The organism is Actinomadura chokoriensis (assembly GCF_041463665.1).
Classification (GTDB): domain Bacteria; phylum Actinomycetota; class Actinomycetes; order Streptosporangiales; family Streptosporangiaceae; genus Spirillospora; species Spirillospora chokoriensis_A.
In genome coordinates, this window is record NZ_JAXCEJ010000002.1 from 304,442 (window position 1) to 328,621 (window position 24,180).

At 72.3% G+C, this 24,180-nt stretch carries 21 protein-coding genes and 1 pseudogene; 15 read left to right on the top strand and 7 right to left on the bottom strand.

The window, feature by feature from the left end:
* The first annotated feature begins 29 nt into the window (after nucleotides 1-29).
* From SM418_RS04800 to SM418_RS04835, 8 genes are all read left to right on the top strand, one after another.
* Nucleotides 30-1,655, top strand: coding sequence for a glycoside hydrolase family 13 protein (locus SM418_RS04800; protein WP_371939327.1), 1,626 nt, complete (start codon nucleotides 30-32; stop codon nucleotides 1,653-1,655).
* 10 nt (nucleotides 1,656-1,665) lie between these two features.
* On the top strand, nucleotides 1,666-2,712 hold the full coding sequence (locus SM418_RS04805) for a LacI family DNA-binding transcriptional regulator (RefSeq protein WP_371939329.1): 1,047 nt from the start codon (nucleotides 1,666-1,668) through the stop codon (nucleotides 2,710-2,712).
* Between the two features lie 186 nt (nucleotides 2,713-2,898).
* Nucleotides 2,899-4,209, top strand: a complete 1,311-nt coding sequence (locus SM418_RS04810) for an ABC transporter substrate-binding protein (protein ID WP_371939331.1) — start codon at nucleotides 2,899-2,901, stop codon at nucleotides 4,207-4,209.
* 111 nt (nucleotides 4,210-4,320) lie between these two features.
* On the top strand, nucleotides 4,321-5,313 hold the full coding sequence (locus SM418_RS04815) for a carbohydrate ABC transporter permease (RefSeq protein WP_371939333.1): 993 nt from the start codon (nucleotides 4,321-4,323) through the stop codon (nucleotides 5,311-5,313).
* Nucleotides 5,314-5,399: 86 nt separating this feature from the next.
* Nucleotides 5,400-6,221: a carbohydrate ABC transporter permease gene (locus SM418_RS04820; RefSeq protein ID WP_371939665.1), complete on the top strand. Its 822-nt coding sequence runs from the start codon at nucleotides 5,400-5,402 to the stop codon at nucleotides 6,219-6,221.
* Nucleotides 6,218-7,642 carry a GH1 family beta-glucosidase gene (locus SM418_RS04825; protein WP_371939334.1) on the top strand — a complete coding sequence of 475 codons (1,425 nt, stop codon included), beginning with the start codon at nucleotides 6,218-6,220 and terminating at the stop codon, nucleotides 7,640-7,642. The genes SM418_RS04820 and SM418_RS04825 overlap by 4 nt, the downstream gene beginning before the upstream one ends.
* 38 nt (nucleotides 7,643-7,680) lie before the next feature.
* A complete protein-coding gene (locus tag SM418_RS04830; protein WP_371939335.1) occupies nucleotides 7,681-8,691 on the top strand; it encodes a LacI family DNA-binding transcriptional regulator in 1,011 nt (336 codons plus the stop codon).
* A gap of 14 nt (nucleotides 8,692-8,705) precedes the next feature.
* Nucleotides 8,706-9,188 carry a nucleoside deaminase gene (locus tag SM418_RS04835; RefSeq protein WP_371939337.1) on the top strand — a complete coding sequence of 161 codons (483 nt, stop codon included), beginning with the start codon at nucleotides 8,706-8,708 and terminating at the stop codon, nucleotides 9,186-9,188.
* A 14-nt stretch (nucleotides 9,189-9,202) separates the two neighbouring features.
* On the opposite strand, the gene SM418_RS04840 is transcribed toward SM418_RS04835, so the two are convergent.
* From SM418_RS04840 to SM418_RS04850, 3 genes are all read right to left on the bottom strand, one after another.
* A complete protein-coding gene (locus tag SM418_RS04840; RefSeq protein ID WP_371939338.1) occupies nucleotides 9,203-9,526 on the bottom strand; it encodes a hypothetical protein in 324 nt (107 codons plus the stop codon).
* Nucleotides 9,527-9,597: 71 nt separating this feature from the next.
* A complete protein-coding gene (locus tag SM418_RS04845) occupies nucleotides 9,598-9,987 on the bottom strand; it encodes an SSI family serine proteinase inhibitor (RefSeq protein ID WP_371939339.1) in 390 nt (129 codons plus the stop codon).
* A gap of 273 nt (nucleotides 9,988-10,260) precedes the next feature.
* A complete protein-coding gene (locus SM418_RS04850; protein ID WP_371939340.1) occupies nucleotides 10,261-10,986 on the bottom strand; it encodes an SDR family NAD(P)-dependent oxidoreductase in 726 nt (241 codons plus the stop codon).
* A gap of 9 nt (nucleotides 10,987-10,995) precedes the next feature.
* On the opposite strand from SM418_RS04850, the gene SM418_RS04855 reads away from it, so the two are divergent.
* A complete protein-coding gene (locus SM418_RS04855) occupies nucleotides 10,996-11,922 on the top strand; it encodes a helix-turn-helix transcriptional regulator (protein WP_371939341.1) in 927 nt (308 codons plus the stop codon).
* A 32-nt stretch (nucleotides 11,923-11,954) separates the two neighbouring features.
* On the opposite strand, the gene SM418_RS04860 is transcribed toward SM418_RS04855, so the two are convergent.
* From SM418_RS04860 to SM418_RS04870, 3 genes are all read right to left on the bottom strand, one after another.
* Nucleotides 11,955-13,271: a protein kinase domain-containing protein gene (locus SM418_RS04860; protein ID WP_371939342.1), complete on the bottom strand. Its 1,317-nt coding sequence runs from the start codon at nucleotides 13,269-13,271 to the stop codon at nucleotides 11,955-11,957.
* A gap of 27 nt (nucleotides 13,272-13,298) precedes the next feature.
* Nucleotides 13,299-14,090: a putative hydro-lyase gene (locus SM418_RS04865; protein ID WP_371939343.1), complete on the bottom strand. Its 792-nt coding sequence runs from the start codon at nucleotides 14,088-14,090 to the stop codon at nucleotides 13,299-13,301.
* A 289-nt stretch (nucleotides 14,091-14,379) separates the two neighbouring features.
* Entirely contained in the window at nucleotides 14,380-15,009 is a 630-nt protein-coding gene (locus SM418_RS04870) for a GntR family transcriptional regulator (protein WP_371939344.1), read from the bottom strand.
* A 150-nt stretch (nucleotides 15,010-15,159) separates the two neighbouring features.
* Between SM418_RS04870 and pdhA the strand changes: the two genes are divergently transcribed.
* The 3 genes and pseudogenes from pdhA to SM418_RS04885 all read left to right on the top strand — a co-directional run bounded on the left by pdhA (nucleotide 15,160) and on the right by SM418_RS04885 (nucleotide 18,715).
* On the top strand, nucleotides 15,160-16,275 hold the full coding sequence (gene pdhA / locus SM418_RS04875) for a pyruvate dehydrogenase (acetyl-transferring) E1 component subunit alpha (protein WP_371939346.1): 1,116 nt from the start codon (nucleotides 15,160-15,162) through the stop codon (nucleotides 16,273-16,275).
* Between the two features lie 11 nt (nucleotides 16,276-16,286).
* Nucleotides 16,287-17,279: pseudogene (locus SM418_RS04880) on the top strand (alpha-ketoacid dehydrogenase subunit beta); the annotation flags it as partial.
* Between the two features lie 98 nt (nucleotides 17,280-17,377).
* Nucleotides 17,378-18,715: a dihydrolipoamide acetyltransferase family protein gene (locus tag SM418_RS04885; protein ID WP_371939347.1), complete on the top strand. Its 1,338-nt coding sequence runs from the start codon at nucleotides 17,378-17,380 to the stop codon at nucleotides 18,713-18,715.
* A 119-nt stretch (nucleotides 18,716-18,834) separates the two neighbouring features.
* Here SM418_RS04885 and SM418_RS04890 read toward each other — a convergent pair whose 3' ends face one another.
* The gene (locus tag SM418_RS04890; RefSeq protein WP_371939349.1) at nucleotides 18,835-19,539 is read right to left on the bottom strand and encodes a hypothetical protein; all 705 of its coding nucleotides are present in this window, start codon (nucleotides 19,537-19,539) and stop codon (nucleotides 18,835-18,837) included.
* Between the two features lie 258 nt (nucleotides 19,540-19,797).
* On the opposite strand from SM418_RS04890, the gene SM418_RS04895 reads away from it, so the two are divergent.
* From SM418_RS04895 to SM418_RS04905, 3 genes are read left to right on the top strand one after another with little or no spacing between them, the layout of a single operon-like run.
* Nucleotides 19,798-21,345: a DUF4331 domain-containing protein gene (locus SM418_RS04895; protein WP_371939350.1), complete on the top strand. Its 1,548-nt coding sequence runs from the start codon at nucleotides 19,798-19,800 to the stop codon at nucleotides 21,343-21,345.
* 4 nt (nucleotides 21,346-21,349) lie between these two features.
* Complete coding sequence (locus SM418_RS04900; protein WP_371939351.1) at nucleotides 21,350-22,660, top strand: tetratricopeptide repeat protein; 1,311 nt, start codon at nucleotides 21,350-21,352, stop codon at nucleotides 22,658-22,660.
* Nucleotides 22,657-24,177, top strand: coding sequence for a High-affinity nickel-transporter (locus SM418_RS04905; RefSeq protein WP_371939353.1), 1,521 nt, complete (start codon nucleotides 22,657-22,659; stop codon nucleotides 24,175-24,177). Before SM418_RS04900 ends, SM418_RS04905 begins: the two co-directional genes overlap by 4 nt.
* Nucleotides 24,178-24,180: the final 3 nt, after the last annotated feature.

Here is a 24,180-nt window from a genome sequence, read left to right on the forward strand (position 1 = left end):
CCTGACCGCTCCCGATCCGAAGGATGTTCATGACCCAGGACGCCCTGCTCGCAAGCGCCTCCCGCGCGGAGGCGGGCACCCGCTGGTGGCGCGACGCCGTCATCTACCAGGTGTACGTGCGCAGCTTCGCCGACTCGGGCGGAGACGGCGTCGGCGACCTGCCCGGCATCAGGTCCCGGCTGCCCTACCTCGCCGGCCTCGGCGTGGACGCGCTCTGGCTGACCCCGTTCTACGTCTCCCCCATGGCCGACTTCGGCTACGACGTGGCCGACTACCGCGACGTCGACCCGCTGTTCGGCACGCTCGCCGACGCCCGCGACCTGATCGCCGACGCGCACGGCCACGGCCTGCGGATCATCGTCGACGTCGTGCCCAACCACACGTCCGACCGGCACGCCTGGTTCCAGGCCGCGCTCGCCGCCGCCCCCGGCTCCGCCGAACGCGCCCGCTACATCTTCCGGGACGGACGGGGCCCGGACGGCGCGCAGCCCCCGAACGACTGGGAGTCGGTCTTCGGCGGCCCCGCCTGGACCCGGGTCCCGGACGGCCAGTGGTACCTGCACCTGTTCGCGTCCGCACAACCCGACCTGAACTGGGAGAACCCCGAGGTCCACGCCGAGTTCGCGGACATCCTGAAGTTCTGGCTCGACCTCGGCGTGGACGGCTTCCGCATCGACGTCGCCCACGGAATGGCCAAGGCCCCAGGGCTGCCGGACGTCGGCCACACGAACCAGGTCGAAATGCTCGGCACGGCCGTCCTGCCGTACTTCGACCAGGATTCCGTGCACGACATCCACCGCGAATGGCGGCGGCTGCTCGACTCCTACGACGGCGAACGGATCGCCGTCGCCGAGGCGTGGGCGCCGACGCCGCAGCGGCTCGCCGACTACACCCGTCCGGACGAACTGCACCAGGCGTTCAACTTCCACTACCTGACCGCCCCCTGGAACGCCGACGGGCTCCGGGAGGTCATCGACGAGTCGCTCCGCACCGCCGCCGCGGTCGGCGCGCCCGCGACGTGGGTGCTGTCGAACCACGACGTGAAACGGCACGTCACCCGGTACGGCGACGGTGAGCGAGGGCTCCGGCGGGCCCGCGCGGCGGCGCTGCTGACGCTCGCGCTGCCCGGCTCGTCCTACCTCTACCAGGGCGAGGAGCTGGGCCTGCCGGAGGTGCTCGACCTGCCGGAGGAGTTCCAGCAGGACCCGCAGCGGCTGCGCGGCGCGGGCGCCGGCCGCGACGGCTGCCGCGTCCCGCTGCCGTGGGAGGGGGAGCAGCCGCCGTTCGGCTTCGGCGCGGGCGCCGCGTCCTGGCTCCCGATCCCCACCGCGTGGCGCGACCTGACCGTCGCAGCGCAGAGCGCCGACCCCGGCTCCATGCTGGCCCTCTACCACGAGGCGCTGCGCGTCCGCCGCGAGCATCCGGCGCTCGGCGACGGCGAACTGCGCTGGGAGTCGGGTCCACCCGGCACACTTGTCTTCGTGCGGGAGAACGGGGGAAGGCGGCTCGCGTGCGCGGTGAACACGGGCGGCCGCCCGGTCCGTCTTCCCGTGCGGGGAACACCGCTCCTCGCGAGCGGACCGGTCCACACGGCGGACGGCCACGCGGAGCTACCCCCGGACACCGCTCTGTGGTGGGACGGCGAGGAGGGCTAACTTGAAACCCATGACGACGCGCCTGGCGGACATCGCGGCACACGCCGGGGTGAGCGAGGCGACCGTGAGCCGCGTGCTCAACGGCAAGCCGGGCGTGTCCCCGACCACGCGCCAGGCGGTGCTGACCGCCCTGGACGTGCTCGGCTACGAGCGCCCGGCCCGGCTGCGCCAGCAGCGGGCCGGGCTGATCGGGCTGATCATCCCCGAGCTGACCAACCCGATCTTCCCGGCGTTCGCCGAGGTCATCGAGAGCGCGCTGGCCCGGCACGGGTACATGGCGGTGCTGTGCTCGCAGGCTCCGGGCGGCGTCGCCGAGGACGACTACATCGAGATGCTGCTGGAGCGCGGCGTCGCGGGGATCATCTTCGTCAACGGCCTGCACGCCAACGCGGGCTCCGACCGGGCCCGCTACGCGCGGCTGCTGGAGCAGGCGCTCCCGATCGTCCTGGTGAACGGGCACCGGCCCGACATCGACGCGCCGTTCGTCTCGAACGACGACGTGGCGTCGCTGGAGGCGATCGTCGCGCATCTGGCCGCAATGGGCCACCGGCGGATCGGGCTGGCGATCGGCCAGGACGTGTACGTGCCGACGCGGCGCAAGACCGAGGGGTTCCGGCGCGGCATGGCGGCGCACACCGACCTCGCCCCGGACGAGGTGGACGAGCTGATCGTCAACACCATGTACACGGTCGAGGGCGGGCAGGCCGCGGCGGCCAAGCTGCTCGACGCCGGCTGCACGGCGATCTGCGGCGGCAACGACATCATGGCGCTCGGCGCGATCCGCGCCGCCCGCTCGCGCGGCCTCCAGGTGCCCGAGGACGTCTCCGTGACCGGCATGGACGACTCGCTCCTGACCGCCTACCTCGACCCTCCGCTGACCACCATCCGGCAGTCGGTGCGGGAGATGTCGATGGCGGCGGTGAGCACCGTTCTGGACGAGATCCGCGGGGCCCGCGCGCCCCGCACGGAGCTGCTCTACCGGCCGGAACTCGTCGTCCGGCGCTCCACCGCCCCGGCCCCGGCGGCGGCCCGGCTGTCCCCCGTCAAGGAGGGCTGAGCCGCCGGCCGGGAGGGCTTGACCGTACACTGACCGGGCGGTCGGACAGGTCCTGACGGCACCTGTCCCGCGGCCAGGTTGTTGTAACGGTTATGTTTCGGCGCATTGACAGTGAGCCGGGTCCCGGTCTTTCCTTCGTGGGAGCGCTCCCACACGGTGCAAGAAACAACCTGAGAGGGGTCCGCCATGAGGGCCATCATGCGGCGCGGACTGAGTACGGCGATGGCGGCGGTACTCGTCGGCAGCCTGTCCGTCGCGTGCGGCGGGGACGACGGCGACGGCGACGGCGGCTCGGACAGCGGGCCGGTCGAGCTGACCGTCGACGTCTTCGGCGAGCCGGGCTACGACGCGCTCTACAAGCAGTACGAGCAGTCGCACCCCAACGTCAAGATCAAGCAGCGCAAGGTCTCCACGCTGGACGAGTACAAGCCGCGCATCCAGCAGTGGATGGCCACCGGAAGCGGCGCCGGCGACGTCGTCATGCTGGAGGAGGGCATCCTCCCCCTGTACATGCAGCAGCAGGCGAAGTTCCTCAACCTGTTCGACTACGGCGGCAAGGACCTGGAGAAGAACTTCCTGCCGTGGAAGTGGCAGATGGGCCTCACCGCCGACGGCAAGCAGCTCGTCGGCCTCGGCACCGACATCGGCCCGCTCGCCATGTGCTACCGCAAGGACCTCTTCAAGAAGGCGGGCCTGCCCACCGACCGGGAGAAGGTCGGCCAGCTCTGGGCGACGTGGGACGAGTTCCTCGCGACCGGGCAGAAGTTCCAGCAGAAGGTGCCCGGCACCAAGTGGCTGGACGGGCCGACCGCCGTCTTCCGCGCCACCGTCCTGCAGAACGCCGGCGCCGGCCCCGGCTACAGCTTCTTCGACAAGAGCAACAACCTCGCCTACGACAGCAACCCGGCCGTCAAGCAGGCGTTCGACACGTCGCTGAAGTTCGCGGAGAACAAGCTCACCGCGGACATGTCGATCTTCACCCCGCCGTGGCAGACCGCCCTCAAGCGGAACACCTTCGCCGCCCTGCCGTGCCCGTCCTGGATGCTCGGGGGCATCGAGGAGTTCTCCGGCGACTTCGGCAAGGGCAAGTGGGACGTCGCCAAGACCCCGGGCGGCGCCGGCTACTGGGGCGGCTCGTGGCTCGCCGTCCCCAAGCAGACCAAGCACGCGAAGGCCGCCGCCGAGCTGGCCAAGTTCCTGACCTCCCCGGAGGGCCAGGTGGCGGCGTACAAGGCCGCGAACGTCTTCCCGTCCTCGCCGCAGGCCGCACAGGACCCGGCGGTCGCCGGAGCGAAGAGCGCCTACTTCGGCGACGCCCCGGTCGGCCAGATCTTCGGTGAGCTGGCGGCCGGCGTGAAGCCCGTCCACCTCGGGCCGAAGAACGAGGACGTCCGCGCCGCGGTGGAGAACGTCCTGATCTCCGTGGGCCAGGGCAGGCAGAAGCCGGCCGACGCCTGGGCGAAGTCCGTGGACGAGGCCAAGAAGGCCGCCAGGTAATCCCCGGCGACCCGTGACCACGGCGGCGGCGCCGCGCCGTTACCTCCCCGCCGGCGCCGCCGCCGTTCCCATCTCCCCCTCGTCCCGTCCTCGGAAAGGAGGCGCACGACGATGACCACCGACCTGCGCCCCAGCCGGAACGGCCCACCGCCGCCGCCTCCACCGGCGAAGACCCGCCCGGGCGCCACCCGCACCTGGCGGACCCGGCTGGCCCGGCTCGATGTGAAGGGCGCGCCCTATGCCTTCATCTCGCCGTTCTACATCGTCTTCCTGATCTTCGGCGCGTTCCCGCTCGGCTACACGCTCTGGGTCTCCCTGCACGACTGGGAGCTGGCGTCCGGGACGCGCGAGTTCGTCGGGCTCGACAACTACGACTACCTGCTGACCGACGCCGACTTCTGGCACGCGACGGTCAACACCATCGGCATCTTCGCCGTCTCGACGATCCCGCAGCTGCTGGTCGCGCTGCTGATCGCCAACGCGCTGAACCGGCGGATGCGGCTGCCCACGCTGTTCCGGATCGGCATGGTCGCCCCGCTGGTCACCTCGACCGCCGCCGTCGCGATCGTGTTCACCCAGATGTTCGACACCAACTGGGGCATGATCAACTGGGTGATCGGGCTGTTCGGCGTCGACCCGATCCACTGGTCGAGCAGCCGCGGCTGGTCCTGGGTCGCCATCGCGATGATGGTCGACTGGCGCTGGACCGGCTACAACGCGCTCATCTACCTGGCCGCCATGCAGGCGATCCCGAAGGACCTGTACGAGGCCGCCGCCATCGACGGCGCCTCCCGGATCCGGCAGTTCTGGCAGATCACGGTGCCGATGCTGCGGCCCACGATCATCTTCACGGTGATCATCTCGACGATCGGCGGGCTGCAGCTGTTCACCGAGCCCGTCCTGTTCAGCGTCGGCACGCCGAACAAGATGGACGGCGGCCCGATGCACCAGTTCCAGACGATCACGATGTACATGTACGACAACGCGTTCGGCCATGACCGGTACGGCTACGGCGCGACCGTCGCCTGGGCGCTGTTCGTGATGATCATCGTGTTCTCCCTGATCAACTTCCTGGCCGTGCGGCGCACGGGAGGCACCAAGTGACCACGCTCCTCGCAGGGCCCGGCGGCAGGCCGGGCACCCCGAACGGCGGAGCACGGCAGGCCGCGCGGCACGGCCGGTTCCGCGGCATGTGGAACGCGAGCCCGCTGACCTACCTCACGCTGATCGCCGCGCTGGCACTGTCGATCTTCCCGATCTACTGGATGATCATCGTCGCGACCCGCACCAACAGCGTGGTCGCCGACGTCCCGCCGCCGCTGCTGCCCGGCGGGCACGGAGCCGACAACGTCGGCCGGCTGTTCGACAACCCCGAGGCCTACTTCGCCAAGGGCCTGCTGAACTCCGCGCTCGCCTCCGCCGCGGTGACGGTCTCCACGGTATTCTTCGCCTCGCTGGCCGGCTTCGCGTTCGCCAAGCTGCGCTTCCGCGGCAAGAACGGGCTGCTGCTCACCATCATCGCGACGATGATGATCCCGGTGCAGATGGGCATCATCCCGCTCTACATGATCATGGTGAAGCTGGGCTGGCAGAACCATCTGCAGGCGGTCATCGTGCCGTTCCTCGTCACCGGGTTCGGCGTGTTCATGATGCGGCAGTACGCCGACCAGGCCGTCCCGGACGAGCTGATCGAGGCGGCCCGCGTCGACGGGTGCACCACGTTCGGCATCTACTGGCGCGTCGTGCTGCCCGCACTGCGTCCCGCCGCCGGCGTTCTCGGCCTGTTCACGTTCATGCAGACCTGGAACGAGTTCATGTGGCCGCTCGCGGTGCTGAATCCCGACAACCCGACGGTGCAGTTGTCCATCAACAACCTGGCGAACGCGTATTTCAAGGACTACACGCTCATGTTCGCCGGCACCAGCGTGGCCATCCTGCCGCTCCTCGTCGTGTTCATCATTTTCGGCCGCCAGATCATCGGCGGAATCATGGAAGGTGCTGTGAAGGCGTGACCTCCCTACAGGACGACACCAGCGCGGCTCCCGCCGCGCCTTTCCCGGCCGGGTTCCGCTGGGGGGCCGCCACCGCCGCCTACCAGATCGAGGGAGCCGCCGGGGAGGACGGGCGCGGGCCGTCCATCTGGGACACCTTCTGCCGCACGCCGGGCAAAGTGCTCAACGGCGAGAACGGCGACGTCGCCGTGGACCACTACCACCGGTTCCGCGAGGACGTGGCGCTCATGTCCGACCTCGGCCTGACCTCGTACCGGTTCTCGATCTCCTGGCCCCGGGTGCAGCCGACCGGGGCCGGCGCCTTCAACCCCGAGGGCCTCGACTTCTACCGGCGGCTGGTCGACACGCTGCTGGAGGCCGGCATCGAGCCCTGGCCGACCCTCTACCACTGGGACCTCCCCCAGCCGCTGGAGGACAAGGGCGGCTGGCCCGAGCGGGAGACCGCGCACCGGTTCGCCGAGTACGCCGCGCACGTGCACGCCGCGCTCGGCGACCGCGTCCGCCACTGGACGACGGTGAACGAGCCGTGGTGCGCGGCGTTCCTCGGCTACGCGTCCGGGGAGCACGCGCCCGGCCGCCGGGACGCCGCCGCGTCGCTGATGGCCGCGCACCATCTGATGCTCGGCCACGGCCTCGCCGTCGAGGCCATGCGGGCGCACATACCGGACAACGCGTTCGGAGCCGCCGTCAACCTGTACGCGGTGTCGCCCGCGACGGACGACCCCGCCGACGTGGACGCCGCGCGCCGCATCGACGGCCTGCAGAACCGGCTGTTCCTCGACCCGCTGCTGCTCGGCCGCTACCCCGACGACGTCCTCGCCGACACCTCCCGCTACGGGTTCGACCCGCAGGACGCCGACCTCGCCGTCATCAACCAGCGGATCGACCAGCTCGGCATCAACTACTACTCGCGGCACACCGTCGCCGGCACCCCCGGCGAGGCGACGCAGACCGCGTCGTCGCCGTTCTCCACCCACTCCCCCTGGGTGGGCAGCGACCATGTCCGGTTCGTCCCGGCGGGGCGTCCCGTCACCGGGATGGGCTGGGAGATCGACGAGCGCGGCCTTCACGAGGTGCTGACCCGGCTGCACCGCGAGTACCCGTCCCTCCCGCTGTACATCACCGAGAACGGCGCGGGATACGACGAGACCCCGGACGGAAATGGCACGGTCCAGGACGTGGAGCGCATCGCCTATCTGGACGCGCACCTGCGCGCCTGCCACGAAGCCATCGCCGAAGGCGTCCCGCTCGGCGGTTACTTCACCTGGTCGCTGCTGGATAATTTCGAATGGGCTTGGGGCTATTCCAAGCGCTTCGGGCTCGTCCACGTCGACTACGCCACGCAGCGCCGGGTGCCCAAGGACAGCGCGCGCTGGTACGCCGGGGTGATCCGGCGGGGCGGGCTGCCCGGACGGGCCTGACCCGGGGGACGGTGGACGGTACGGACGAAGGGGGCCGGATGGCGGGCAGGAGCGCGCGTCCGACGTTGGAAGAGGTGGCGGCGCGGGCCGGGGTGGGCCGCGGCACGGTGTCGCGGGTGGTCAACGGTTCGCCGCGGGTCAGCCCGCAGGCCCGCGAGGCGGTGCTGCGGGCGATCGAGGAGCTCGGGTACGTGCCGAACCGCGCGGCCCGCGCGCTCGTCACCCGCCGCACCGACACCGTGGCGCTCGTCGTCGCCGAGTCGGACCAGCGGCTGTTCGGCGAGCCGTACTTCGCCGGGATCATCCGCGGGATCAGCAACGGGCTCGGCGACACCGGGCTGCAGCTCCTGCTCGCCCTCGCCCGCTCCCCCGCCGAGTACGGCCGGCTGGAGGAGTACCTCACCACCCAGCACGTGGACGGGGTGCTCCTCACCTCCCTGCACGCCGAGGACCCGCTGCCCGCGAAGCTGGAGGCCAACGGCGTGCCGACCGTCCTCGGCGGCTGCCCGCCCGGCCTGGCGCCGGTCAGCTACGTCGACGTCGACAACCGCCGGGGGGCCCGCGAGGCCGTCAGCCACCTGATCTCCGGGGGCCGGCGGCACATCGCGGCGATCGCCGGCCCCCAGGACATGGGGGTCGGCATCGACCGGCTGGCCGGCTACCGGGAGGCGCTCGCCGCCGCGGGGCTGCCCGAGTACGTCGAGTACGGCGACTTCGGCGAGGCCAGCGCGATCGCCGCCGCCGAGAAGCTGCTGGCCACCGAGCCGGAACTGGACGCGGTGTTCGCGGCGAGCGACCCGATGGCGTTCGGCGCGCTGCGCGTCCTGCACCGGCGCGGGCGGCGCATCCCGGACGACGTCGCGGTGATCGGGTTCGACGACTCCTCCGCCGCGCCGCTCGCCGACCCGCCGCTCAGCACCGTCCACCAGTCCCCGGAGGAGATGGGCGTCGAGATGGCGCGGCTGCTGGTGTCCCGGATCCGCGGCGAGACCGTCGACGACCCCGTGGTCATCCTGCGGCCGCACCTGGTGCTGCGCGAATCCGCCTGATCTACGATCATCGGATGGGTTACGAACCGTCCGCCGACGAACTGGTCCACCTGTCCCGCTGCGCCGAACTCGCCGCCGAGGCGCTGGAAGAGGGAGACGAGCCGTTCGGGTCGGTGCTGGTCGCCGCGTCCGGGAAGGTCCTGTTCGAGGACCGGAACCGCACCGCGGGCGGCGACCACACCCGCCACCCCGAGTTCGAGATCGCCCGGTGGGCGGCGGCGAACATGACGGCGGAGGAGCGCGCGGCGGCGACCGTCTTCACGTCCGGCGAGCACTGCCCGATGTGCTCGGCCGCGCACGGATGGGTCGGGCTCGGCCGCATCGTCTACATCATGTCGTCCCGGCAGCTGGTCGCGCTGCGCGCCGAACTCGGCGTCGCGCCCGGCCCCGTCGCGCCGCTCCCGATCCAGGAGGTCGCGCCGGGCGTCCCGGTGGACGGCCCGGTCGCCGCCCTCGAAGCGACCGTGCGCGAACTGCACGCCCGCACCCGCACCTGAGGGCGGCGACTCCTTCACCGCCTGGTCAGCGCCTCCAGCCGCTCCACCGCCGCACGCCAGTCCGACGGCAGCCAGCAGCGCGTCGCCCGGTGCCCGGCATAGGCGAGGGTGTAGGTGAAATGATCCGCCACCAGACACCCCTCCTCCGACGACTCCGTCGTGACGACGCGGTCGAGCGCGTCCCGCAGGCCGCGCATTTCATCGTCCTTCAACGTGATCTTGTCGCCGTCGACGAGCGCCGTTCCCGAATTGCCGACGGTCACCCGTTTCCGAATTCCGGCGAATCCTCCGGTGCGCTCGTAGGCGACCAGCACATCGGGCCCGGTCGCAGCGGGCATTGACGCCTCCTTTTCGCGCGGGCCGCCGGGCAGCACCCACGCTTCCCTGTGACGGCGGCCCGCGGCCCGGGCTACTCGCTGAAAAGGATTCCGCCGGTGTCGCGCGCGGCGACGCAGCGGTTCGGGAACGTCCGCTCGAACTCCCGGGGGTTGCCGCGCCAGTTGCCGTGCGCGCTCACCTGGACCGGCGCGTGCTCCTGCGTGCAGGGCGCCGTCTTCGGCGGGATGTTCCCGACCTCCCCGTCGACGGATTCGAGCTGGTCACAGGCCCGGGCGGCCTCGGGCATCCCGCCGTCCGGGTCGCAGAAGAGGCTCTTGGCGGTGACGGGACCGCTCTCCGGCGTCACCGTGAACATGTAGAAGCCGGTCGGGCCGGCCGCCTGCGCGGGCGCGGCCGGCGCGAGGACCGCCATCCCCGCCAGCGCGGCCGCCCACCGGAAACGGGCACGCGACATGTGCATGTGTTCCTCCTGAATTCGTCCGCCGCGATCTGCGGCAATGGACCTACCGGGACGTCACATCGTGGTCGGCGCCCTGTCGCATCCAGCCATTAGGCGCCACACACTGCCACAAACAAGGGCAGATCAAGTCCCGACCGGGCCACCGTTGCACACTTAAACGAGGTCTGCCCATTTGCGCAGCGCGACTTGACCACAAATTAACCGCGCCCTGTGGTTTCCCGCACGGAACGTGCGGCCCCGAGACCGGCTCGCGGGCGGCGAACCGGTCCTCGATCACCATGGGTAGGTGCCGCCGTTCTCGTTGAGGAATACGCCGGTTTCGGGAGCTGAGATCTGGCGCGCGATGTGAACTCCGCCTTCGGTTGCCGTGAGGACACCCGCGTGGCCGTTGAGATCGGTTGCGCAGAAGCCCGGGGAGAGTGCGTTGACCCTGATGCCCGAGTCGCGGAGTGCGTCGGCGTAGATGAGGGTTATGGCATTCAGGGCCGCTTTGGACGAGTTGTAGCCGAGCAGCGTCGCGTACTGGGTGAGTACCTCGGCGGGGTCGCTCAGAAAGGCGAAGGTGCCGAGACCGCTGGAGACGTTGCCGATGTACCCGGACTCCGACCTGCGCAGGAGCGAGAGCATGGCATTGGTGACGGCTATGACGCCGAAGACGTTGGTCTCGTAGACCTCGCGGACGGCGGCCACCGGCACCTCGCTGGGCGGGCGCAGCCGGTCTCGGGTGATGGCGGCGTTGTTGACGAGGACGTCCAGGCGTCCGTGGTCGGCTTCGATCAGTTCGGCCGCGGATGTGATCGTCGCGGGATCCGTCACGTCCAGGTGGACGAAGCGGGCGTCCATGCCTTGGTCGGTCAGGCCGGCGGCGGCGGTCCTTCCGCGTTCGGGGTCGCGAGCTCCGAGGAGCACGGTGTGGCCGTCTTCGGCGAGCGCGGTGGCCGTTGCCAGGCCGATGCCCTTGTTGGCGCCGGTGATCAGAACGATCTTCTTGGTGGTCATGGGGCCACCTTGGTCCTGCGCTTCGGGATGCGGGAGAGCACCGTCGAAGCTGGTATCGGCAGTGCCATGGTGGAGGCGGCGCCGGGCGGGGAGACTGGACGGGTGGAGTACGGGGACCGGGCCGAGTTGGCCGCCTTCCTGCGGCGGTGGCGCGCACGGATCCAGCCTTCGGATGTCGGGCTGGAGCGGGGGCGCCGGCGGACGCCCGGGCTGCGGCGGCAGGAGGTCGCGCAACTCGCGGGCATGTCGGTGGACTACTACGCCCGGCTTGAGCAAGGGCGGGGGCCCCGGCCGTCGCGGCAGATGCTCGTCGCGCTCGGGCGGGCGCTGCGGTTGACCGATGACGAGCGGGCGCATCTGCACTACCTGGCGGGCGAGGTGCCGAGGCCGTCGCCCACGCCGGCGCGGGAGGTACGGCCGGGGCTGCTGCATCTGCTGGAGCGGCTGGACGATGCTCCCGCGCTCGTGTGCGACGCCAAGTACGACGTTCTTGCGTGGAACCCCATGGCCGCTGCGCTGCTGGGAGACTTCGCGTTGGCGCCGGAGGGCGAGCGTAACGTCGTCTGGCGGTTCTTCACCCGGCCGGAATCTCGCGACCGTGTCGATCCCGCGGATGCGCGGCGGTTCGCGCGGGAGACGGTCGCCGATCTGCGCACGGTGGCGGGCCGGTATCCGTGCGATCCCGGCGTTCGCGGGCTGATCGAGCGGCTGCTGGCCGCGAGCACCGAGTTCCGGGAGTTGTGGGACGGGGGCGACGTCCAGGTCAGGCGCTCGACGCGCAAGCGGATCCGGCATCCGGTGGTCGGGTGGCTCGACCTTGAGTGCGACGCCTTGCACGATCCGGCGCGCGACCAATGGGCGATCTTCTACACGGGGGCGTCGGAGACGGCGGCCGAGGCTCTTCGATCGTTGCGGAGTCTGGCCGCCGCCGGGTGACGGATCAGGAAGCCGCATCTTCCTCAGGCTGATCAGCCGCCGCAGGTGCCGCCGTTCAGGGTGAACCGGCCGGGCACGCCGTTGGCGCCGTCCTGGCGGCCGAGGAAGCCGAACTCGGCCGTGCCGTGCGGCGGGATCGACCGGTTCCAGTCCGCCGCCGTCACCGTGACGGACGATCCGTCCTGCACCTGGCTGCCGTTCCACAGCTGGGTGATCGCCTGGCCGTCCGGGAACTCGAAGCCGAGCCGCCACCCCTCGATCTCGCCGTCGCCCAGGTTCGTGATCCGCACCGTCGCCTGGAAGCCCTGCGGCCACGTCCCGTCCACCTGGTAGGACACCGAGCAGGCGGACGCGGCGGGCTCCGTCCGCGCCGGGCTCGCCAACGGCGGCGCGGCCGTCTCGTGGGACGAATCGGGCGCCAGGGCGCTCAGCAGCACGCCCGCGAGCACCACCGCGCCGACCGCGGCACCGGCGACGACCAGCGGCTTGCGCACCGGCACCGGCAGGGGGGCGGCGGGGGGAGGCGGCTCGTCCAGGACCCGCGTCGGCTGGTGCCCGTCCCGCGGGACGTCCGGCGTCCAGCGGCCCTCCCCGGCCGGAACACCGCGGGTCGGGGCCGCCTGGAAGCCGGCGGCGCCCGCGAGCACGCGCGCCGCCTCGCGGGCCGTGGGCCGGGCTTCGGGGTCTTCATGCCGGCAGTCGCGGGAGAGGGCGGCGACCTGGGCCGGGATCGCCGAGGCGCCGGCCAGGGACTTCTCCAGCATCACGCCCAGCGAGTAGATGTCGGCCGCCGAGGTCGGCGGCGTGCCCGCCACGAGTTCGGGGGCGACGTAGGCGGGCGTGCCGAGGAGGGGGCCGCCTGGCGTGGACGGGCCGGTGAACGCGATGCCGAAATCCAGGACCTTCGCGCCGACGGGGGTGAGGAAGACGTTCGCGGGCTTGATGTCGCGGTGGACGATCCCGGCGGCGTGGGCGGCGGAAAGGGCGTCGGCGACGCGCGCGCAGATCCCCGCCGCCTCCCGCCAGGGCATTGGCCCACGGGACAGGCGCGCCGCCAGGCTCTCCCCCTCCAGCAGCTCCATGACCACGTACGGGACGGAGCCCTGCTCGCCGTAGTCGTAGACGCCCGTGATGCTCGGGTGGTTGAGCCCCGCGGCGGCCTTGGCCTCCTGGCGGAGCCGCCTCGTGTACTCCTCGGGCCAGCCCTCCTTGGGCACCTTGACGGCCACGGCGCGGTCGAGCACGAGGTCGACCGCGCGCCAGACGGTCGCCATGCCTCCGGTGCCGAGCGGGCGCTCCAGGCGGTAGCGGTCCCCCAGGCGGTCGCCCGGGGCGACGATCTCGGGCATGCCCGCAGCCTATGCCGGGACCGGGAGTCAGGGCACGAGGTAGTGGGAGTCACGCGCGTCGGTGATCGCCATGTGGCCGGGGGCGTGGCCGATGGCGAACTTCGGACGGGACGCCATCACCGCCGCCTGCGGGGTCACGCCGCACGCCCAGAACACGGGGATCTCGTCCACCCGGATCTCGACCGGGTCGCCGAAGTCGGGCGCGTCCAGGTCGTCGATGCCGAGTTCCACGGGATCTCCCACGTGCACGGGGGCGCCGTGGACGGACGGGTACCGGGCCGTCACCCGCACGGCGTCCGCGACCTGCGCGGCCGGGATCGGACGCATCGACACCACGAGCGGTCCACCGAACGCGCCGGCGCGGCGGCACATCCGGTTCGTCCGGTACATGGGGACGTTCCGGTCCTGCTCGATGTGCCGGACGGGGACGCCGGCCTCGCGGAGCGCGTCCTCGAAGGTGAAGCTGCATCCGAGCAGGAACGAGACGAGGTCGGCGCGCCAGTGTCCGGTGACGTCCGTCGCCTCGGCGACCGGCTCGCCGTGCTCGTAGACGACGTAGCCGGGCAGGTCGGTGCGCAGGTCGCCGGCGAACAGCGCGGCGGACGTCTCGCCGGGTTCGGTGACGTCGAGGACGGGGCAGGGCTTGGGGTTGCGCTGGGCGAACAGCAGCAGGTCGTAGGCGTCCTCGCGCGGCACGCTGATGAGGTTCGCCTGCGTCCAGCCCGCGCACCAGCCGGAGGTGGGGACGCGGAGGCCGGCCCGGAACAGCGCTCTGGCCTGGTCCGGGCTGAGGGCGCCCGGGTCGAGGGGTGCGGTCATGTTCGGTCCTTTCCGGCGCCACCCCGGCGGCGGACCCGGAGCCCGCCCAGCGCGACCTCGATCGCTGCGGCTCTGCGGGCCTGCCGAACGCGCGGCCGGCGAGGCGGGGAGAAACCGGGTCACGCGGCGCCCGACACCCCCACACCGAGCGCCGCGTGACCCGGTCGGCCCAGATCCTGGACTGTCGCCGGCGGCCCTGTGTCGAGAACGTCCAGCCCTCGGTTCATGGTTCCCGATCGACGAGACGAACCGTGATTTCCCGCCGGGGGTCATGACGTGGTGCGGTCCGTCACGCGGGCGCGTAGTTCATGACGTGGTCGTGCAGGAGCTGCGGCGCCTCGGGGTCGCCGCGGCGGAACGCCTCGATCAGCTCCGCGTGCTCGGCCGACTTGGAGTAGATCTCCGTCTGGTGCAGGCGCAGGGACAGGGTCGTCCACAGCTCGATGCCGAGGCCCTCCCACACCGAGACGAGCAGCCGGTTCCCGGCCGTCTCGACGATCTCGCGGTGGAAGGCGATGCTGAGCCGCATCTGCTGCTGCAGGTCGCCGTCCCGCACGGCCTCGATCAGCCGGCCGTTGTGGCCCTCCAGGGCGTCCACGCAGCCGGCGAGGCGGGGCAGCGCCAGCTCCACGGCCGTCCGCTCCAGCCCGGCCCGGACGGGGAAGATCTCGGCGAGGTCGCGCTCGGTGAAGTCGCGGACGCGGGCGCCGCGGTTCGGCAGCGACTCGATCAGCCGCTCCGCCTCCAGCTGGCGGAGCGCCTCGCGGACCGGCCCCTGGCTGACCCCGAGCTCGGCGGCGATCCGGCGCTCGACGATGCGCTCGCCCGGCTCCCAGCGGCCCGAGCTGATGCCCTCCACGATGAACTCCCGGATCTGGTCGGCGAGTCCGGTGCGCAGCAGCTGGGCGGGCGTTTTCACGAAACTCGATCGTAGCGCCACGATGGGTAAGCACCTCGCGATGGGGTAGGCGAATCCTGACCGCGTGCAATATGATCGATCATAGATCAATGATGATCGGGTGTGTCGTGGCGATCCTACGGCGCCACCCCGGACACAGGAAGGTCGCCGATGGCTGAGACCGCCAAGGCCGCTCCGGCGCGAGACCGGAGGGCCCGCGGCGCCGAGGACTCCGAGCCCGAGGCCGCCGCGTCGCCGCCGAAAGGGTCCGTCCCGGCGGAGGACGCCGAGACGCTCGTCGGCTACTACCGGCGGATGCTGCTGATCAGGCGGTTCGAGGAGCGCGCCGCGCGCGCCTACACCGAGGCCAAGATCGGCGGGTACTGCCACCTGAACCTCGGCGAGGAGGCCACGGTCGTCGGTCTGACGGCCGCGCTGCGTCCCACCGACTACCTCTTCACCAACTACCGCGATCACGGCTACGCCATCGCCAAGGGCATCGGCGCCGACCGCGTGATGGCCGAGCTGTACGGGCGGTCCACCGGCGTGTCCAAGGGCTGGGGCGGGTCGATGCACCTGTTCGACGCCGAGGCTCGGCTGCTCGGCGGGTACGGCATCGTCGGCGGGCAGCTCCCCCTCGCGACCGGCGCGGCGCTCGCCGTCTCCTACCGGGGCGGGGACGAGGTCGTCATGTGCCAGATGGGCGACGGGACGGCCGCGATCGGCGCGTTCCACGAGTCGCTGAACCTCGCGGGCCTGTGGGATCTCCCCGTCGTCTTCGTTGTGATCAACAACGGCCTGGGTATGGGCACCACCGTGGAGAAGTCCGCCGCCGAGCCCGAGCTGTACAAGCGCGGCGCCGCCTACCGGATCGAGAGCGCCCGCGTCGACGGGACCGACGTGGTCGCGGTCCGGGACGCCGCGCGCACCGCCGTCGAGCGCGCCCGCAAGGAGAGCAGGCCGTACCTCCTGGAGACGGTCAGCCCCCGGTTGAAGGGGCACTCGGTCGTCGACCCGGCCCGCTACCGGACCAAGGAGGAGAAGGACGCCCTGAAGGCGGCCGATCCCCTCGCCAGGATGGCGCTGGACCTGGAGGAGGCCGGGGTCCTCTCCCGCGAGGAGCGCGACCGCATCGACGCCGAGGTGACGGCCGAGATCGACGAGGCCGCCGCGTTCGCCGACGAGAGCCCCGCGCCCGAGATCTCCACGCTGTTCGACTACACCTACGCGACCCCGGTCGAAGGCGAGCTGCGCCGGTTCCCCGCCGACCCCGTATTCGGTTCCTGAGAGGCACCCCCATGGCAACCGTGACCTATCGCCAGGCCCTCCGGGACACGCTCCGCGCCGAGATGCTGCGGGACGAGAACGTCCTGCTGATGGGCGAGGAGATCGGGCTCTTCGAGGGCTCCTACAAGATCACCGAAGGTCTGCTGAAGGAGTTCGGGCCGCGCCGCGTCCGCGACACCCCGATCGCCGAGGAGGGCTTCGTCGGCGCCGCGATCGGCGCCGCGATGCTCGGGCTCCGCCCGGTCGTCGAGATCATGACGATCAACTTCTCGCTGCTCGCGCTCGACCAGATCGTCAACCACGCCGCCAAGATCTACGGCATGTTCGGCGGGCAGGCCAGCGTCCCGATGGTGATCCGCACCCCGGGCGGCGGCGGCCAGCAGCTCGGCGCCACGCACTCGCAGAACGTCGAGCTGTTCTACTCGTTCATCCCCGGGCTGAAGGTCCTCGCGCCGAGCACGCCCGCGGAGGCGTCGGCGATGCTGAAGGCCGCCATCCGCGACGACGACCCGGTGCTGTTCCTGGAGAACCTCGCCCTCTACAACACCAAGGCCGAGATCCCCGCCGCGATCGAGGACATCGAGCCCGCCGAGATCGGCCGCGCCGGCGTCACCCGGGAGGGCACCGACATCACGATCATCGGCTACTCCCGGATGGCGCGCGTCGCCGGCGAGGTCGCCGAGAAGCTCGCCGCCGAGGGCGTGTCCGCCGAGGTCGTCGACCTGCGCAGCCTCCGCCCGCTGGACCGGCGGACCGTCGTGGAGTCCGTCCGCAAGACCGGCTGCGCGGTCGTCGCCGAGGACGACTGGCTCACCTACGGCATCGGCGCCGAGATCGCCGCGACGATCCAGGAGGGCGCGTTCGACTGGCTGGACGCCCCGGTCCGCCGCGTCGCGATGGCCGAGGTGCCGCTCCCCTACGCCAAGTCCCTGGAGTCGGCGGCGCTGCCGTCCGCCGAGTCCCTGCTCACCGCCGTCCGCGACACGCTCCGCGCGACCGGCCGTGCCCTGTCCGACTGGGGGACGCCCCCCAGACCCCCGCAGCGCGATCCTCACTCCACCGAAGCTCGGCTGCGGTCGCCCGAATCGCTGGAGCCCACCTCATGACCGAGATCCTCATGCCGCGCCTCTCCGACACGATGGAGGAGGGCGTCATCAGCTCCTGGCAGAAGCAGCCGGGGGACGAGGTCGCGGTCGGCGACGTCATCGTCGACATCGAGACCGACAAGGCGGTCATGGAGTACGAGGCCTACGAGGCCGGCGTGCTCGAGAAGATCCTGGTGCCGGAGGGCGAGTCCGCCGCGATCGGCGCGCCCATCGCGGTGATCACCCCGGCGGGCGGCGCCGGGCAGGCGGCGGCCGCGAAACCGGCGGCGGAACCCGCCACGGAACCGGCCACGGAACCGGCCACGGAACCGGCCGCCGAGGCGGAGCCGGAAACCGTGCCGGAACCCGCGCCCAAGGCGGAGGCCGAGGCGGAGCCGGCGGCCGCCGAGGCGCCCGCACGGGCCCCGGAGCGCTCCGCGGCGTCGCGTCCGCCGTCGTCGCCGCTGGCGCGGCGGCTGGCCCGCGACCACGGCATCGACCTGGCGACGCTGAGCGGGTCGGGTCCGGGCGGACGCATCGTCCGCGCCGACATCGAGGCCGCGGTCCGCGGCGGGGCCCGGGCCGAGGCCCCGGCCGCTCCCGCACCGGCCGCTCCCGCACCGGCGGCCGCCGCGCCTGCGGCCCCGCCCGTCCGGGCGCGTGCGGAGGACCAGGACGTCGAGGCCGTCCCGCTGAACCGCTTCCGCAAGGTCGCGGCCAAGCGGCTGACCGAGAGCAAGCGCGACGCGCCGCACTTCTACCTGAACCGCGAGGTGGACGCCGAGGCGCTGCTGGCGTTCCGCAAGACGCTGAACGAGGCGCTCGCCCCGGCCAAGGTCAGCGTGAACGACCTGATCGTGAAGGCGGTTTCGACTGCGCTGCGCGAGCACCCGGCGGTGAACGTCTCCTACACCGAGGAGAACCTGCTCTTCCACAAGCGCGTCAACGTCGGCATCGCGGTCGCGGTCGAGGACGGCCTGGTCGTGCCCGTGGTCAGGGACACCGACCGCAAGAGCGTCTCCCAGATCGGCCAGGAGAGCCGCGAACTCGCAGGCAAGGCCCGCGAGGGCAAGCTCACCCTCAACGAGATGAGCGGCGGCACGTTCAGCGTCAGCAACCTCGGCATGTTCGGCGTCGACTCCTTCTCCGCGGTGATCAACCCGCCGGAGGCGGCGATCCTCGCGGTGGGCGCGATCCGGGACGAGCCGGTCGTCCGTGACGGCGAGGTCGTCCCGGGCAAGCGCATGGCGATGACCCTGTCGGTCGACCACCGCGCCACCGACGGCGCCACGGCCGCCAGGTTCCTGGACCGCCTCGCCACTCTCCTCCAGAACCCGCTCCTCATCGTCGCGTAGTACGGCGAGATCATCGCGGAGCACGTCGAGATCATCGCGCTGCACGGCGAGGGCGGCAGGGCGCCCCGGCGAGGTCTCCCGCCGAGTTCGGCGGGAGACCTCGCTCCCTGCGACGTTCCCTAGGCGAGCTTGTAGAGGACGGGCATCGCCTGGATGCCGTTGGCCCGCAGGTTGGCGCGGACGAACGTCAGGAAGCTCGGCTTCGTGAACTGGTGGAGTGCGAAGCGGGCGAGGCCGTGGTCCCAGCGCGCGTGGTTGACCAGGGTGTACGGCGCGTCCCCGATCGGCTGGAGCAGGGTGGAGTTGTCCAGGCCGGTCTCGGCGGCGTACCAGCCGGCGAGGTGCTCCCACAGGCGGGCGGCGACCGCGGGATCCTCGGCCTTGAAGTGGTTGAACAGGAACAGGCCCTGCCGGTTCTTGTCGACGTCCCCGAGCCGCCTGACGTTGCGGAGCGTCGTGACGCGCGTCTCCCCCGCCGCCTCGATGAGCCACCGGTACTCCGGGGCCGCCCGGACGTCGCCGATCGTCTCCGGGGCGGTCGTCTCGATGAGGACGACGGCGTCGAAGCGCGGCGCGCCCGGGGCCGGCGGCATCAGCACCGCCCGGTACACGGTGGCCTTCACGACGGTGTCGAGTTCCTCCAGCCGGGACGCGTGCGCCTTCAGTGCGGCGAGCACGTCGCGCCGGTGCGCGCTTCGCCGCACGAACGGGGCCCGGCCGGGCGGGTCGACCGTGGCGCCGACGTAGACGTAGCCGTACGGGGCCGGTTCGCGCAGCGTGGCGCGGGGATATTTCGTCCTGGGGTTGCGGATCGTGACCGTCATCGGTGACTCCTCCCTTCCGTGCGCTTCCTCCTTCTTCCAGTCTGAGTGGGTGCTCACTCAGAGTCAAGCGGGCCGGGTTCGCCGGTGGCCGTATCCGGCCAGCAGGCCGCGGCGACCAACCAGGACGGGGCCGCCGCTCGAAGAAGGGGCGGGCATGGCGAGGAGACCGGTCGATCCGGCGCCGCGGCACACCTGGCCCAGCGCCGATGGAACGGCGCCGCCGCGGCGGACATCCGGGACCGGGCAGGGGATTTCACGATGCCGACCATCCAGACGTCCAGGGCGCGGATCGCCGCGCTGGTCGCCGCCGGGGGCGTGCTGCTGGCGAGCGGGCTCGCCGGGCTCGCGCCGGGGGCGGGCACCGCGTCCAGCCACCGCGAGGCGCCGCTCATCTCTGGGCAGCCGCAGTACGACAACACCGACGTGTACGCGTTCGTCAGCCCGGACAAGCCGGACACGACAACGCTGATCGCCAACTTCATCCCGTTCGAGGACCCGGCGGGCGGGCCCAACTTCTACAAGTTCGCCCGGGACGCGCGGTACGAGGTGAACATCGACAACGACGGGGACTCGCTGCCGGACCTCACCTACCGGTTCCAGTTCCATGACCGGCTGAAGAACGGGAACACGTTCCTCTACAACACCGGGCCGGTGACAAGCCTCGACGATCCGGACCTCAACTTCACCCAGTCCTACGACCTGACGCTGATCCGGCGGATGGACGGGAACGTGCGCGGCATCCACAGGATCGCCGAGAACGTGCCGGTCGCACCGTCCAACGTGGGCCGCGCCTCGATGCCGGACTACGCGAAGCTGCGGTCGCAGGCGATCAGGGCGGCGGGGAACGGGGTGATGTCGTTCGCCGGGCAGGCCGACGACTCGTTCTTCCTCGACCTGCGCGTCTTCGACCTGCTGTACGGGGCGAACCTGAAGGAGGTCGGCAACGACACCCTGAGCGGCTACAACGTGAACACCATCGCGCTGCAGATCCCGACCCGGCATCTGGTGAAGGGGAACGACCCCGTGATCGGGGTGAACTCGACGGTGTCGCGGCTCACCGCGTCCGGCCAGTACGCGCAGGTGTCGCGGCTCGGGAGCCCGCTGGTGAACGAGGTGGTCATCCCGCGCGGCAAGAAGGACACGTTCAACGCGTCCACGCCATGGCAGGACGCGCAGTTCGCCGGGTTCGTCACCGATCCGGAGCTGCCGAAGCTGATCGAGAAGATCTACAAGATCCCGGCGCCGCCGGGGCCGCGCCAGGACCTCGTCCAGGCGTTCCTGACCGGCGTGCCGGGGCTGAACCAGCCGGCGCGCGTCCGGCCCGCCGAGCTGCTGCGGCTCAACACGTCGATCAAGCCGTCCGGGAAGCCGGACCGGCTCGGGGTGCTCGGCGGCGACAAGGCCGGCTTCCCGAACGGGCGGCGGCTCACCGACGACGTCGTCGACATCGAGCTGCAGGCCGTCGAGGGCGAGCTGCTCGGCAAGAAGAACGACCTGGGTGACGCCGTCAACGCCAACGACGTCGCGTTCGAGAAGGCGTTCCCGTACGTCGCGCAGCCGCGTTCGGGGTCGGACGTGCGCGGCGCGATGAAGCCCGGGGGGAATGCCTCCGGCACGGCGGACGACGGCGGGCGGGTGAACTTCCTCAACGCGGGCGCGGTCGAGAAGGCGTCCGGGTCGGACGGCGACGGCTCCGGGGTGCTCTCCGTGCTGCCGGTGGCGGCGCTGTCGGGCGCCGCGGCGTTCGTGCTGACCGGCGGGCTGCTGTGGTGGCGGCGCCGGCGTCCGGCGATGGGACGGCGCTGAACCGATGCGTCCCCTCCTCACCGGGGCTCTCGCCGCCGGGCTGGCCGCGGCGCTCACGCTCGGATCGGCGGTCGCCTTCGGCCGCCCGTCCGGGTCCACCGCCGCGGCCGGCCCGGCCGGTCCCCCGGCCTCCGGCATCGCCGGGCTCCAGGCACGGCTTCGCGAGCAGCCGCATGACGCGGCCGGCTGGGCGTCCCTCGGTGCCGCCTACATCGAGCAGGCCCGGGTGACGGCGGACCCGACCTACTACCCGAAGGCCGACGAAGTGCTGCGGCGTTCGCTGCGGGAGGCGCCCGGAAACGACGACGCGCAGGCCGGGCTGGGCGCGCTCGCCGCGGCGCGGCACGACTTCCACGGGGCGCTCCGGTACGCGGACCGGTCGCTCAGGGCGAACCCGCACGGCCAGCGGGCCGCCGCCGTCCGGGTGGACGCGCTGGTCGAGCTGGGCCGCTCCGGCGAGGCCCTCTCCGCCGCCCGGCGCGCCGACGCCGTCCGTCCGGGCATCCCGATCTTCACGCGGCTCGCGTACGTGCGGGAGCTGCGCGGCGAGGCGGCCGAGGCGCGCCGCGTCCTGAAGCTGGCGCGGGACTCCGCCACCGAGCGCGGCGACCTCGCCTACATCGCGGTCCAGCTCGGCGAGCTCGCCTGGAACGACGGCGACCTCGGGCGGGCGGGCCGCGAATACGCCGAGGCGCTGCGCGTCTCGCCCGGGTACGTGCCCGCCCTGGACGGGCGCGCCCGCGTCCGGGCCGCGCGGGACGACATCGGGGGCGCGCTCACCGACCGGGCGGAGATCGTCCGCCGGCTGCCGCTGCCGCAGTACCTGACCGAGTACGGGGAGCTGCTGGAGTCGGCCGGACGCCGGGACGAGGCGAAACGGCAGTACGCGGTCGCGACGGCGTGGGCGCGGATCGCCAGGGCCAACGGCGTCGACGCCGACCTTGAGATCGCGCTGTTCGGGAACGACCACGGCGATCCGGAGGAGGCGCTGCGCGCGGCGCGCGCCGAGTACGAGCGGCGCTGCCCGGGCGCGGGCGTCCGGCAGTGCAGCGTCCATGCGGCGGACGCGCTCGCCTGGGCCCTGCACGTCAACGGCCGGGACGAGGAGGCGCTCCGCTACGCCCGCCAGGCGACGGCGACCGGATACCGGCGCGCACAGTTCCGCTTCCATCTCGGCGTCATCGAGAAGGCCCTCGGCGAGCGCGCCGCCGCGCGGAACGACCTGGCCGAGTCGCTGCGCCGCAATCCGCGGTTCTCGCCCCTGTGGGCGCCCCGCGCCAAGGCGGCACTGGACGACCTCGGAGGAGCATCATGATCGCGCTCGCGGTCGCCGCCGGGCTGCTCGCCGCGCACCCGCTCGGCAACTTCACCGTCAACCACTACGACGGTCTCGTCGTGGCCCCCCACGAACTGCGCATCGACCATGTCGAGGACCTCGCGGAAATCCCTGCGACGCAGGCCATGCCGGAAGTGGACTCCGACGGTGACGGGCGCCCGTCCACCGCCGAGCTGTCGGCCTGGGCGGCCAAGTCCTGCCGGCGGGTCGCGTCGTCCTTCCGTGTCACGGTGGACGGACGTGCCGTCACGGCGGCCGTCCGGTCCGCGTCCGCCACGGCGCCGCGCGGGCAGGCGGGGTTGCCGACGCTGCGGCTCGAATGCCGGATCGCCGCCCCGGCCGGGGCCGGGACGATCTCCTTCCGGGACGGCGGCGCGGACGACAGGATCGGCTGGCGGGAGATCACCGCGCGGGGCGACCGGATGACGCTGTCCGCGTCCGACGTGCCGGCGTCGTCCCGCAGCCGGCGGCTCACCGCCTACCCGGAGGACATGCTCGCCTCCCCGCTCGACCAGCGGTCGGCGGCGCTCACCGTGCGGCCGGGCGGGCCGCCGCTCGCCGACCCCGCACTCGGTGACGGGGCGTCCGGTGACGGGGCGTCCGGTGACGGGGCGTCCGGTGGCGGGGCGTCCGGTGGCGGGGCGTCCGGCGGCGCGGAGCGGCTGCTGCCGCGCGGCGCGGACGGGCTCACCCAGCGGTTCACGTCCCTGGTCGCCCGGCACGACCTCACGCCCGGGTTCGCCGCGCTCGCCTTCCTGATCGCGCTGCTGCTCGGCGCGCTGCACGCGCTCGCCCCCGGCCACGGAAAGACGATCATGGCGGCGCACGCGATCGGGGACGGCCGGCGGCGGACGCGGGACGTCCTCGCGCTCGGCCTCACCGTCACGCTCACCCACACCGCCGGGGTGCTCGCGCTCGGCCTGCTCGTGACGACCGGGTCGCTGCTCGCGCCCGAGGCGGTGTTCCCCTGGCTCGGCGCGGCCGGCGGCGTCCTCGTGACGGCGGCGGGGGCCGTGCTGCTGCGCCGCGCCCTGCGCAACCGCCGCCACTCCCCCGGCCACGAACACGGGCATGGACATGGGCATGGGCACGGACATGAGCACGGGCACGGCCACGGGCATGGGCACGGGCACGGCCACGGGCATGGGCACGGGCACGGAGAGGCGCACGGGCATGGGACGTCGCGGCGCGGCGGGATCGTGCTGATGGGGCTGGCGGGTGGCATGGTCCCGAGCCCGTCCGCGGTGGTGGTGCTGGTCGGCGGTGCCGCGATCGGGCGGGCGTGGTTCGGGGTCGTGCTCGTCCTCGCCTACGGGCTCGGCCTGGCCGCCGCCCTGGTGGCGGTGGGGCTGCTGGTCGTCGGTTCCGGACGCGCCCTCATGCGGCGCATTCCGGCCACGCGGCTGCGGCTTCCGGGCGGCATGATGCCGATAGGGACCTCCGCGACCGTCGTCGTCCTAGGGCTCGGGCTGACACTGCGCAGCCTCGTCCCATGACGG

Excerpts from the sequence above, each read along its gene's own strand:
- SM418_RS04835 (WP_371939337.1), top strand. The coding sequence starts at position 8,706 with ATGGGTTACGAACCGTCCGCCGACGAACTGGTCCACCTGTCCCGCTGC.
- SM418_RS04900 (WP_371939351.1), top strand. The coding sequence starts at position 21,350 with ATGCGTCCCCTCCTCACCGGGGCTCTCGCCGCCGGGCTGGCCGCGGCG.
- pdhA (WP_371939346.1), top strand. The coding sequence starts at position 15,160 with ATGGCTGAGACCGCCAAGGCCGCTCCGGCGCGAGACCGGAGGGCCCGC.
- SM418_RS04890 (WP_371939349.1), bottom strand. The coding sequence starts at position 19,539 with ATGACGGTCACGATCCGCAACCCCAGGACGAAATATCCCCGCGCCACG.
- SM418_RS04865 (WP_371939343.1), bottom strand. The coding sequence starts at position 14,090 with ATGACCGCACCCCTCGACCCGGGCGCCCTCAGCCCGGACCAGGCCAGA.
- SM418_RS04805 (WP_371939329.1), top strand. The coding sequence starts at position 1,666 with ATGACGACGCGCCTGGCGGACATCGCGGCACACGCCGGGGTGAGCGAG.
- SM418_RS04905 (WP_371939353.1), top strand. The coding sequence starts at position 22,657 with ATGATCGCGCTCGCGGTCGCCGCCGGGCTGCTCGCCGCGCACCCGCTC.
- SM418_RS04845 (WP_371939339.1), bottom strand. The coding sequence starts at position 9,987 with ATGCACATGTCGCGTGCCCGTTTCCGGTGGGCGGCCGCGCTGGCGGGG.
- SM418_RS04885 (WP_371939347.1), top strand. The coding sequence starts at position 17,378 with ATGACCGAGATCCTCATGCCGCGCCTCTCCGACACGATGGAGGAGGGC.
- SM418_RS04815 (WP_371939333.1), top strand. The coding sequence starts at position 4,321 with ATGACCACCGACCTGCGCCCCAGCCGGAACGGCCCACCGCCGCCGCCT.
- SM418_RS04840 (WP_371939338.1), bottom strand. The coding sequence starts at position 9,526 with ATGCCCGCTGCGACCGGGCCCGATGTGCTGGTCGCCTACGAGCGCACC.
- SM418_RS04820 (WP_371939665.1), top strand. The coding sequence starts at position 5,400 with ATGTGGAACGCGAGCCCGCTGACCTACCTCACGCTGATCGCCGCGCTG.
- SM418_RS04860 (WP_371939342.1), bottom strand. The coding sequence starts at position 13,271 with ATGCCCGAGATCGTCGCCCCGGGCGACCGCCTGGGGGACCGCTACCGC.
- SM418_RS04800 (WP_371939327.1), top strand. The coding sequence starts at position 30 with ATGACCCAGGACGCCCTGCTCGCAAGCGCCTCCCGCGCGGAGGCGGGC.
- SM418_RS04810 (WP_371939331.1), top strand. The coding sequence starts at position 2,899 with ATGAGGGCCATCATGCGGCGCGGACTGAGTACGGCGATGGCGGCGGTA.
- SM418_RS04895 (WP_371939350.1), top strand. The coding sequence starts at position 19,798 with ATGCCGACCATCCAGACGTCCAGGGCGCGGATCGCCGCGCTGGTCGCC.
- SM418_RS04850 (WP_371939340.1), bottom strand. The coding sequence starts at position 10,986 with ATGACCACCAAGAAGATCGTTCTGATCACCGGCGCCAACAAGGGCATC.
- SM418_RS04830 (WP_371939335.1), top strand. The coding sequence starts at position 7,681 with ATGGCGGGCAGGAGCGCGCGTCCGACGTTGGAAGAGGTGGCGGCGCGG.